Below are 10,850 nucleotides of genomic sequence, written 5' to 3'. Positions count from 1 at the left end.
ACCCACCACCCTGGCGCGGCGGCGGGGACCCGGTCGCGGGATCAGCTGGGGCGGCGGAGGGTGGTGTGGGTTTCTAGAGCGGGGATCAGGTGGGCAGCGATCTTGGCGTGGCCGGCGACCGTCGGGTGGACCTGGTCGGTGCAGTCGTCCTCGGTGATCCAGCCGGTCGAGTCGATGCAGACGAGGTTCGCGTCGTCGAGGGACTTCACCGCGGCCTGAATGATGTCGGCGTGCTTGCCGCTGAACGGGGTGAGCGCCACGATCGTGCTCTCCGGGTACACCGAGCGCACTCGCGTGACGTAACCGGCGTACTCCTCCGGCTCCAGCGTCGGGTCGTTCACGCCGAGGTTGATCACGACGACGTCAGACGGCTCGACGCGTTCGGCGGGCGAGCCCGCGAAGTTCCAGCCGAACGAGTCCACCCCGGCCGGCACCTCGCCGTTCCCGGGCTTGCTGATCCCCTGACTCCCGAACCCGACCTGGTACGACGTCGCGCCGAACGCGCGGGCGGTCAGATACGCGTACGTCGTCGTACCGTCAGCACCCTCCGACTCCGAATGCGAGCTGAGTGACCGCACCCCCTGCGTGATCGAGTCACCGTAGAACTCGAGCCGCGGACCGCCCGGTCGCCCGCTCAGCCGCAGGCGCGAGTTCACGTCGAGCACGAGACCGGCGAACACGACCGCGCACTCGAACGGCGGGTTCCACCGGTTGGCGTGCTCGTTCACGTCCTTGACCACGACCTCGACCCGGTGCTGTCCGGTCGGCGCGGACAGCTCGATGACCGGGTCCTCGATCAGGTGGAGCTCGGGCTCACCGTCGTCGACCGTGATCCACAGGTGCGGCGCGACGGTGAGGCCGTTGGTGTCGAACAGGAGCTGGAGCCGCTCGCCGGCGTACGAGAAGGAGATCCGCGACCCGGAGTTGACGGTGATCGCCACTCCGGGCTGCTGACCCCACTGGCCTTCCAGGACGATGCGCGGATCTGACGGGGCGACGACCTCGCCTGGTTCGAACGGCACTGGCTGACTCCTTGGTTTCGGTGGCGGGTGCAATTCTGCCTGGCCCGTCACCAGCCTTCCTTGCGCGCCCGCGCTTCGAACAGCAGGATGCCGGCCGACAGCGCGACGTTGAGCGAGTCCGCCTGGCCGAGCATCGGGATCGACACCGCGCCGAACCCCTGCTCGTGCCACTCACGCGACAGGCCCGCACCCTCCGAGCCGACCACGAAGGCCGTCGGTCCGTCGTACTGCGGGACCCGGTAGCTGCCCGTCGCCGCCGGATCCGCGAGGTGAACGCGGAAGTGGTGGCCGCGCAGCCACGTTGCCGCCGAGGCGATGTCGTCGAACTCCACGACCGGTGTGGACAGGACGGTTCCACGACTCGCGGAGTACACGGCCGGGTGGCTGGGCCGGGCGCGCCGACTGGTGAGGACCAGGCAGTCGACGTTGGCCGCGTCGGCGGTACGGATCAGGGTGCCGAGGTTCCCGGCGTACTCGACGCCGTCGGCGACGAGGACCAGTGACTCGTTGGTGAACCGGAACGTCTGCGGCGTCCACACCGGCAGGCGGGCGATCGAGATCAGCCCATCGGAACGGGTCTTGCGGGACAGGCGGGTGAGCAGCTTCTCCGAGATGCGGTACACCTCGGCGGCGCGCTCGGCGATCCGGTGTACGGCGTTCGTCGTACCGGCCTCAGGGCACCAGAAGAAGGCCTCGATCGTGGTCACTGTGGCGAGCAGGCGGTCGTGTTCCCAGCTGCCTTCGACCATGATCCGGCCGGGAGACGCATCCTTGCGGACAGTGAGCAGGTCGCGGACACGGGGGTGTTGCGCACCGATGGGGCGCGCGTCATGCACGGTCATGTGCAAAGCTCCGTCAGGAGAGAATCAGCAAGCGCGCCGGGGACCCTGTCGTGGGTCCACGCCGGCGTGGCGAACGCCCACGGTCATGACTGACCTAGGGCGCCGTGGTACGGACGCGGTCTACCTGGACCGCATCAGCCAAGGATTCTCTTCACGTATCGGATGGTAAGACGCCCACCTCACCCCGTCATCCGGTTTTCCACAGGGCTCCGTCCGGCCGGTCTTTGCGGTTGTCCACAGCTACCTGGCAGGTGAGTTTTGGCTTGTCGGTGTCGGTGGTTAGAGTCCATTGCTCTGGTAGGCACGTCTGCTATCACACGGGAGGGACGGGGATGGACGCGACACTGCTCGATGCCGAGGCCGAGGCGGCTGTCCTCCGCGTCTACCGTCAGGTGTTCGCGGTGCTCGCCCGCGAGGCCGGCGCGATGATCGTCGACCCCGACCTGCTGGACGTCGACCAGGCGATCCTGGACGCGTTCGCCGAGGCCGGTAGCGATGGGCTCACGGTCGAGCAGGCGACGCTCGCATGCCGCGCCTATCCGCATGACGTGATCGTGCGGCGCTTCGACGTCCTGCGGCAGTACGGCGCGATCACCAAACTCGTCGACCGGCCGAACGAGCTGCGGCACCGCGCCGCGTTCGCGCCGTACGTGATGCTGATGTTCCTGCGCCGGATGTCGGTCCAGGGCGGTCAGGCCGAGCTGCACCAACTGCTGACCCTGGAGGCTCACAGCGTCAGCGACCCCAGCGCGACCGAGGACGACGGGCTCGCCTCGATCCAGCGACTCACGAAGGTCTTCCGGCTGCTCGGCAACGAGCTCGCCATCCTGGTCTCGACCAGCACGACCGCCCAACTGCGGGAGAACGCGCAGCTCGCCTGGGGTAACGAGCGGCTGATCGAGCAGGCCGAGAAGGTGCACCGGATCGTGCTGGACCGGTGGCCCGGGCTGCACCGTGCGTGTACCTCCTTGCGGATGGCGCTGGCGGCGTACGCCGATGCCGTGCAACTCGCCGCTGGGCGCCTCGTGGAGAGAGCGGGTACGACGCGCGCACTTGGGCTGCTGCCGATCGAGACGTGGCTGACGTTCACCCGGAGCAGTGAGCCGGAGGTGCTGGCCGGGGTGCTCGATGGGCTGTTGTTCGACGCGGCCGCACCGGACTTCTCGCCTCAGACGATGGTGGAGGCCGTCGAGACAGGACGTCGTACCGGCACGGCCCGGATGGCGCCACCCCGCCCGACCGGCGACGTCGAAGCACCGGAGTCGGCCGCCGCGACGGACCGGGAGGAACTCCGCGCGGAAGCCGAGCGCGTGCTGGCCGGACGAACGTCGGTGGACATCGTCGAGGTCCTCGACGACGCCGGCGACTGGATCACCGCCCGCCGCGTCCTGGCAGAGCTCACCGCGGCACACCTCCACGACGAACTCGACTACGAGCTGGTCTGGTCCGACGGAATGCGCATCGATCCGACAGCCGGCACCCCTTGGGCAACCGAGGGCACCTTCCGCCGGGTGACTGCATGAGCACCCCGTCTCCGGACGCCGTGGACCAACGCGCGCCGGACGCGCAGCCGCGGCGGGGGTCGGAGGCTGTGGAGCGGCGGCTGTACAACGCGTTGTGGTGGGCGAAGGTGCAGTCCGCCGGCCCGCTCGAGGTCGAACCGGACACACCCGCCGTCGCAGGCCTGACCCGGGCTGTATCGCCGGACGGCTCGACGGTCTGGCTCGTGCCCACCCTGCCCTCCGGCGCCGGTCACGCCGTCCTCGAAGAGCTCGGCACTCCCCCAGTCGCCGTCGAACAGCCGAACGAGACCGCCCGCGTACTCGCGATCTGCGTCGCGTGCTGCTGGACCGACCGCAGCGGACCCGCCTGGCCAGGCTCCACCGGCACGCTCGCGCAGATCAGATCCGTGTACGCCGGAATGCGCGGCCGCCCCGAGCAGTCCAGCGACCTGACCCTGATCATCGGTAGCCTCCGCCGCCTCCACGCCACGCACTGGCTCCTCTGGAACGAGAAATCCGGCGAGGTCCGCCTTGGCCCGCGAGTCATCACCTGGACGCCCGGCGACGAAGCCACCCTCCGAGACCTCTGCCGCCACCTCCCCGACCCACCCCCCGCCCTCCTCACCACCCCCACCACTCCAGAAACACCCCCAGACCCCCTCCCACCCGACGCCAGCCCGGCGGTCGATTCGACGGGCGCTGGCATCCCCACCGCCGCGGACGCCGGCTCCGCGGACGAGCGGCGTACGGAGGTGTCGGATGACTGAGCAGCATGTGTTGTTCGATCCTCTGTTGCAGGACTTGAGTGATCGGGCTCGGGACGAGGTGCTGGCTGCGTTCAGCGCGGTGCAGTACGCCGCCCACCCGGTCGCCGAGGTGCAGCTGGCCGGCCTGCGCGACGTGACGCTTCGTCGACATGTCCAGAAGATGCTGAAGCTCATCGGCCGGACTCTGGTCCACGTCGACGGAACGCATTGGACCTCCGGGTACGCCGACGACATCGCCGCCACGCTGACCACGCAGGGCTGGCAACCCCTGTCCGTCATCGACCGCGCCGTACTGGTCCTCGTGCTGATCCACTCGGTCGCGATCCCCCGCAGCGAAGGGATCCTGACCGGCGACAGCTGGAAGTCCGCCCGCCCGACAACGGTCGACGAGCTGCGCACAACAAGGATCAGCGGCGAGGAACGACGCCTCGCACTCCAGCGCCTCCGCGCCGCCGGCCTGATCCAGCTCTCCGGCGATCACTCCGGCGGCCCGAGCTACATCCCCGGCCCACAACTCCAGCGACTCACACCGGCTGCCCGCCGCCGCCTGCAAGACCAGTTGATCCTCGCCGCCGCCCCCGCGAGCCCAATAGCCGAAGCCATCCGAGCCCGGAACGGCACGCCAAGTACCACAGATGAAGGCAGCACAGACGAAGGCATGACGGACGCCGGCACCACGGAAGAAGGAGCGGTATGAGCAGCACTGTTGAGGACGGTCCGTTCGACATCCTCGGGTCCAAGGTGCTGCTCGGCGTCCAGGTCGTCGACCTGTCGCGCCTCTCGACGCACCCGATCCCGATGGTCGGCCAGGGCCTCGTCACGGTCGCCGGTCAAGGCCCGACCGACTCGAACGGCGCCGGCAAGTCGTCCTGGATCGCAGCGCTCAGTCTCCTGCACGCGGACGACCAGTGGCGCCTGACCAGCGGTGCTCCCGGCTCCGCCGAACTGCTGTTCACCGCCGAAGCGGCCGGCCAGGAAGGCAACTGGTCCAACGTCGACCGCGGGTACATCGTCGGCGTTTTCTCCGACCCCGACCTGACCGACCTCGCCGAGATCGAGGCGGCCGCGATCACCGTCTGGATCCGCATCAACCGCAAGGCGTCGTACATCGACCTGCGCTGGAAGAACGGCTTGCACGTCCCGTACGGCGCAACCGAGGCGGAGCGTGCCGCCGGCGCCGACGCGTTGTGGGCCGCGCTGCCGCACTCGAACGGCCGCACCGACTTCCACGCCAACAAGCTGTCCACAGTTCTGTACGGCGGTCAGGTCCGGTGTGTCTCGTTCTTGTCCACCTCGGTCCGATCCAGTCCGACCGCCAACCTCCTGGCCGAGCCACTCAACGAGCTCGGCCCAGCGCGGATCTTCAACGCGATCGCCACCCTCACCGGCCTCGATCACGAACTCGAGCAGGAGCAGGCGCACCGCTCCGCCGAGCACACCCAGCGCGAGGCGACCAAGCAGGCGACGGCCGACCTGCAGCGCTGGGAGCAGGAGATGGCGACGGTCGAGGCCGGCATCCTGCAGCGCGCCGCCGCCCGGGAGGCGCTCGCCGCGGCGAAGGAGTCCTGGCAGGCTCGTGGCGCCCGGCATCTGATCGACGGCGACGCACGCAACAACGAGATCCGACAGGAGTTCGCCGTACTGGACGAGCGGGTGGCCGAGCAGGAGGCGCGGCGCGAGGCCGTCGACGCCGAGGTCGATGCGTTTGGCAACGAAGAGGTCCTCCTCCGGGACGCTCAGCTGACCCGGCAGGAGCGCGACAAGCTGGACGCACGCGACCGGGAGCTCGACCTCGCGCAGCGCTCGGTGCGGGAACAGTTGGAGCGGCTCGGACAGGAGCATCGCCGGCTGGTGGACGCGGGGCGTTCGGCGGACGGGCGTGACCTGGCCGCCGCGGCCGAGGAGCAGACCGAGGCTCGCGCCGTTCTCGAGGAGCACATCGGCCGGGATCACGCGGCGCGATCCGCGATCGATTATGCGACCGCCGAGCTGCGGGAGGCCGAGAGCGGCCAGACCGTCTCGGCGCCGCAGCAGCAGGTCCTGGAGAACGCAGGCATCGAGTGCGGTGCGCTGACCGACATCACCGAGCTGCCGTCGTCGGACCGAGCCGAGTGGGAGCCGCGGCTCGCGCCGTACCGCGAGGCTGTCGTCATCGACGCCGGTGACGCGACGGTCGCATCGACTGCGCTGGCCGATGCCGGGTACGCCGGATTCCTGCTGGTGCTCGCGAATCGGCCGGGTGCGCGCACGGGTCAGCGCGGTGGCCCGAAGTCCGCCGACAAGCGATTCACGCTGGACGCCTTCTTCGCGACCATCGGCGAACGCGCGACCAAGGACAACATCGACGACGTCGCGGGCGTCCTCGCGGTCGGCCAGTTCGACGAGCCGCTGACCGGCCGGACCGCGCGGATCGAGGCAGCCCGTCGCCGGGTCGAGGCCGCGGTCGAGGCCCGGGCCGTCGCATCCGCGGCGCTCGAGCAGGCCCGATCTCGGGTCGACCAGGCAGAGCGCCGTACGGCCGCCGCCCGCGCACTCGCCCACGCAGAGTCGGTGCAGGAGCAGATCCTCGCCCTCCGCGAGACAATCGACCGCCACGAGACCGACCGTGATGCGCTCGCGCCGGAGCTGCAGGCCGCCAAGGAGTCCGCCGAGGCCGCCGCCGGACAGCAGCTCGTCCGGGACGAACGGCTCAAGAACCTCGAATCGACCCGTCGCGACCATCAGCGGATCCTCGACGACCTGACCGCGCGCCGGCTGACGCTGCTGGAGGAGCAGACGTCGCTCGACCTGACGAGCAGAGCCACGGCCTGGGGCGGGACTCCTGCCGAGGCCGAGGAGTTCCTTCTCGGACTGCCGGACGACGCACAACGCCGTACGACGGCCGACTGGAACCACCAGGCCTGCACACAGCTCGACGACGTCATCCGCCGGTGCTTCCCGAACGCGCGCTCACGGGAGGAGATCCCGACCGAGCTCTGGGAGATCCTGAACGGTCCGGACGGCTGGTCGAACGGTACTCTCGGCGCCCGCGTCGGCCTGGTCCCGGCGCTGCATCGGACCCTGAGCAGTCACCTCGCGCAGCATGAGACGTTCGACAGCCTGCAGCAACAGCAGATCGCGAGCCAGCGCGCCGAACGGAACGCCGCCCTCGAACGGGCCCGCGAAGGACTGGACGAGGCCGAGAGCACCGCGCGCGCACACCGCGCGTCGCTTGCCGACGGCATCAAAGCGCGCCTCCGCCTGGTCTCGCAGGAATTCGACCGGCTCGACCAGCAGTACGGCGGGTACGGCGCGAAGCTCGAGTTCCCCGAGCCCGACCCGCCGGCCGAGCCGGACAAGCCGTGGCGCTGGACGGTCACGCCGAAGTGGCGGCGTTCGGAGGGCGGGCCGTTCTCCGCGTTCAACGTGAAGGGCAACACGGCCCAGATGGACGAGAAAGCGGTCAAGCTGGTCTGCGCCGCCGCGCTCGCGGGTGGTTCGGACCGGCCACTGCTGCTGATCCTCGACGAGCTGGGACGCAACCTGGGTTCCCAGCACCGCCGCGAGGCCGTGGCGTTGTTCGAGCAGATCGGCCGCGACCGGAACATCACCGTCATCGGCGCCCTGCAGGACGACATGGAGCGCTATGCGCTGGCGTCTTCGCGGCTGTACGTCAAGCTCCGCCGGAGCTCCGACACCATGGCGTACAACCAGGCACCCGTCGTCAAGGGCAACGAAGAGTACGCCGGCCGGGTCGAGCTGCTCCGGGACTGGCTGAGCTCCTACCGCGGCAAGACCCCGACACTCGAGCTCGCCTCCCCCACCCTTACTCCTTGACAGTTGTCCAGACTTTGGCCGGGTGGTTACCTAAATCGGACCCCGGTGCAGACCTCCTACCCAGGGGTGCCTCAGACTGGACCGGTGACCGCTCCAGAGATCCGTGCCGCCCGCTCACACCGAGTCCGCGGAGCTCTGGTCAAGCGCTCGACTACCGGCGTACCGTCTCCAGTTCGGGTCTGGTCGTCTCACGATCGGAGGGCGTGAATGGCATCGTGGCTGCTCCGCGCCCAGTGGACCCATCGTGACGAGTCCGTCGAACACCGCGCGCTCCGCGTGGGCCGCACCCTGACCGCGGTCGCTGTCGCGTTCCCCGACGTACACAACTGGACTCAGGACGAACGCTGGGGGTACCACGTCCTCGAGGCCGACGGCTCCAGCCCGCTCCAGGAGATGGTCGAGGCAACCACCAAGGTCCTGGCGAACGGCTCCAGCACGACCCGGCTGCATCTGCAGAGCACCGGCGAGCTGCCGTGGCTGTTCGACCTCTCGATGGGCGGCACGCTCACCACGGTCTCCGACCAGCTCACGCTGCACTGGAGCGACGAGGATGCACTCGCCCAGTCCGAGCGGTTCGCGCAGGTGCTGCGCGCGGTCGTGACGATCTGGGAGCCCGAGTGGGCCAGCATCGCCGACACCGAACTCGCGGCTGCGGCCGGCGTGTTCCGTCGCGGGATCCCGATGATGGGCTGGCTCACGTACGTACGCGGTCTCGTGGCCGGTGCCCACGGCATCGATATCGGACTGACGCCGTTCGAGCGCGGCACCTTGCTCCAGGCCCCGGTCGCCCCGGCCGACCTCACCCCGGTCCACATCTGCGCAGCCGCCGCCCTGGTCGGTATCGCCCCCGAGGCTTAGCTCGTCACCACGGTCTGGCGATCCCACCGCGCTACTTCCGCGGCACTCGGCACCTCGAACATGGCGGCGTACTCCTCCAACTCCTGCCGACTGATCGCGAACGTCCCGGCCGGCAATGCCGCATTACGAGCCTCGAGCCGTTTCCACAGCACGTCCAACGGCAGATCCAGTACGACGATCTCCGCGTCCGCCCCGAGTTCGTGGGCCCGCTCCCGGAACAGGTCCCGCTCAGCCTCGGACCAGCACCCGTAATCCAGGATCACGCTCACGCCCAGCGTCAACGCCCGAGCGGCGAGCCCCCAGAACAGCTGTGACTCCAGCACCCAGCGCCGCCCGTTGTCCTCACTCACCCCGAGCAACGCCTCCATCCACTCATCCGGCGTGAACCGAAGCGCCGCTCGCTCAACCTCCAACTGACGCGCCAACGTCGTCTTCCCGGCTCCCGGCAACCCCACGATCAGCACCATCACCGCACGCTCCATGCCCAGACCCTACGCACCCGGCCGTTGATCATGGCAACGGGTTTCCCGAGCTTCCGCGGTGGGCAAGCGTCCTACACACCCGCCCCACGGAGGACCGCCATGCTCATCAGACTCCTGACCAGCTCAGCGCTGCTTCTCGCCACTGTCTCAGCACCTGCAGCCGCCGCTGCCCCGCCATCGGATCCGGCTCGCGCCGAGCTCCGATCGATCGTCGAGAACGTGAGCGGCGCGACCGGCAAACGCTATGCGGTGCAGGACGATGCCGGTCACGTGATGGACACAGTCAAGATCATTCAGGACACGACCGGCGGCTACCTCGCCGTCTCGCACCATCTGGCGGCAGACGGCCACTTCCGGGTCAACCTCGCCACCTCGACCGACCTGCTGAACTGGCACTGGGTTCGCGAGCTGGCCGGCAGCAACACTGGACCGGCATCGCAGCCGACGATCGCGCAGGCGTCCAACGGCGGCTTCGTGCTCGCCTGGGAGCAGGAGCAGCCCGGAGGTGGAAACAATCACCTCGCCTTCCGCTACTTCGCCAGCCGCACCGCCCTGCTGGCCGGCCAGGTGACGCGGTCCTTCGACGCTCCCCGTCAGTTGTCGTCCTGCGCCGAGGGTACGCCGAACATCTACGGGATCACCCTCTCTCCCGACATCGACCACTCGACGATCGACATCGGTGGGCACTATTGGTGGAACTGCGACCGGGACCGGCAGCAACGCGGACGCCTGACCAACTTCAGCTCCTGGAGTACGGCGGCGCAGCCGAACTACGCCCTCCTGTACTGGGGCGTCGGCGGCAAGATCGGCGACCGCGACCAGGCTGTCTTCCGCGGTTACAGCTTCGGTCTGATCGAGGGCCAGTACACCAAAGGTGACTTCGGCTCCTGGCGCACATTCGTGTACGACTATCAAACCGGCAATGCCGACCGAACCACCATCCACACCGACGGCGGCAGCACGGCCTTCGCGAATCCGACCGTGACTGCTCTCCGAGCACCGAACGGGCAGCCGGCCATCCTGGTCACGCTGTTCATCCCGAGCCAGGGCGCCGCCCCTGGTGAATCTGGCGAACTCATCTACTACCAGACCTACTGAGTCTGGTCTGGACCTGATCAACGTGTGTCCGAAACCTTCAAGACACCGGACCCAGCGCGGGTGACGATCGACAGATGCCAACCACTCGAGACAGCACGAAAGCCTCAGATCTGACGACTCTCATGAACGTCGGCCGGGCCGTAGCCGGCTACCTGCAGCGCGCCGGTATCACCGAAGTCCACCAGCTGGCCGGCCGGGACCCGGTCGACATCTACGACAAGATCTGCACGGTCGACGGACACCGCCACGATCCGTGCCTCCTCGACACCATCATGTCCGCCGTGGACCAAGCCAACGGCAACCCCGCTCGCCCGTGGTGGTCCTACACTCCCACCCGCAAGCAGCTGCTTGGGGAGAATCATCGGTAGAAATGTTAAGGGCCACCCCTTGCGGGGTGGCCCTTAACAGTGTGAATGTCCGGCGGCGTCCTACTCTCCCACGACCTCCCGGTCGCAGTACCATC

The 10,850-nt window shown here is 68.8% G+C and carries 10 protein-coding genes; 7 read left to right on the top strand and 3 right to left on the bottom strand.

Features of this window, described 5'->3' with window-relative positions; translation table 11 throughout:
* Nucleotides 1-41 precede the first annotated feature (41 nt).
* Together ACZ3HV_RS32310 and ACZ3HV_RS32305 are read right to left on the bottom strand one after the other, a co-directional pair.
* Nucleotides 42-1,022: an SGNH/GDSL hydrolase family protein gene (locus ACZ3HV_RS32310; protein ID WP_465689836.1), complete on the bottom strand. Its 981-nt coding sequence runs from the start codon at nt 1,020-1,022 to the stop codon at nt 42-44.
* Between the two features lie 47 nt (nt 1,023-1,069).
* Nucleotides 1,070-1,864, bottom strand: a complete 795-nt coding sequence (locus tag ACZ3HV_RS32305) for a TrmH family RNA methyltransferase (RefSeq protein ID WP_465689834.1) — start codon at nt 1,862-1,864, stop codon at nt 1,070-1,072.
* 332 nt (nt 1,865-2,196) lie between these two features.
* On the opposite strand from ACZ3HV_RS32305, the gene ACZ3HV_RS32300 reads away from it, so the two are divergent.
* From ACZ3HV_RS32300 to ACZ3HV_RS32280, 5 genes are all read left to right on the top strand, one after another.
* Entirely contained in the window at nt 2,197-3,387 is a 1,191-nt protein-coding gene (locus ACZ3HV_RS32300; RefSeq protein ID WP_465689832.1) for a hypothetical protein, read from the top strand.
* Nucleotides 3,384-4,133 carry a hypothetical protein gene (locus ACZ3HV_RS32295; protein WP_465689830.1) on the top strand — a complete coding sequence of 250 codons (750 nt, stop codon included), beginning with the start codon at nt 3,384-3,386 and terminating at the stop codon, nt 4,131-4,133. Before ACZ3HV_RS32300 ends, ACZ3HV_RS32295 begins: the two co-directional genes overlap by 4 nt.
* Complete coding sequence (locus ACZ3HV_RS32290; protein ID WP_465689828.1) at nt 4,126-4,830, top strand: hypothetical protein; 705 nt, start codon at nt 4,126-4,128, stop codon at nt 4,828-4,830. The genes ACZ3HV_RS32295 and ACZ3HV_RS32290 overlap by 8 nt, the downstream gene beginning before the upstream one ends.
* Complete coding sequence (locus ACZ3HV_RS32285; RefSeq protein WP_465689827.1) at nt 4,827-7,949, top strand: coiled-coil domain-containing protein; 3,123 nt, start codon at nt 4,827-4,829, stop codon at nt 7,947-7,949. Before ACZ3HV_RS32290 ends, ACZ3HV_RS32285 begins: the two co-directional genes overlap by 4 nt.
* 207 nt (nt 7,950-8,156) lie before the next feature.
* Nucleotides 8,157-8,807, top strand: coding sequence for a hypothetical protein (locus tag ACZ3HV_RS32280; RefSeq protein ID WP_465689825.1), 651 nt, complete (start codon nt 8,157-8,159; stop codon nt 8,805-8,807).
* Here ACZ3HV_RS32280 and ACZ3HV_RS32275 read toward each other — a convergent pair.
* A complete protein-coding gene (locus ACZ3HV_RS32275; protein WP_465689823.1) occupies nt 8,804-9,289 on the bottom strand; it encodes a P-loop nucleotide/nucleoside kinase family protein in 486 nt (161 codons plus the stop codon). The genes ACZ3HV_RS32280 and ACZ3HV_RS32275 overlap by 4 nt on opposite strands.
* 99 nt (nt 9,290-9,388) lie before the next feature.
* Between ACZ3HV_RS32275 and ACZ3HV_RS32270 the strand changes: the two genes are divergently transcribed.
* Together ACZ3HV_RS32270 and ACZ3HV_RS32265 are read left to right on the top strand one after the other, a co-directional pair.
* A complete protein-coding gene (locus ACZ3HV_RS32270) occupies nt 9,389-10,387 on the top strand; it encodes a hypothetical protein (RefSeq protein WP_465689821.1) in 999 nt (332 codons plus the stop codon).
* Between the two features lie 74 nt (nt 10,388-10,461).
* Complete coding sequence (locus ACZ3HV_RS32265) at nt 10,462-10,755, top strand: helix-hairpin-helix domain-containing protein (protein ID WP_465689820.1); 294 nt, start codon at nt 10,462-10,464, stop codon at nt 10,753-10,755.
* The last annotated feature ends 95 nt before the right edge of the window (nt 10,756-10,850 follow it).

It is taken from the genome of Kribbella sp. NPDC020701, assembly GCF_055562215.1.
This window is presented reverse-complemented; position numbering and strand designations above follow the sequence as displayed.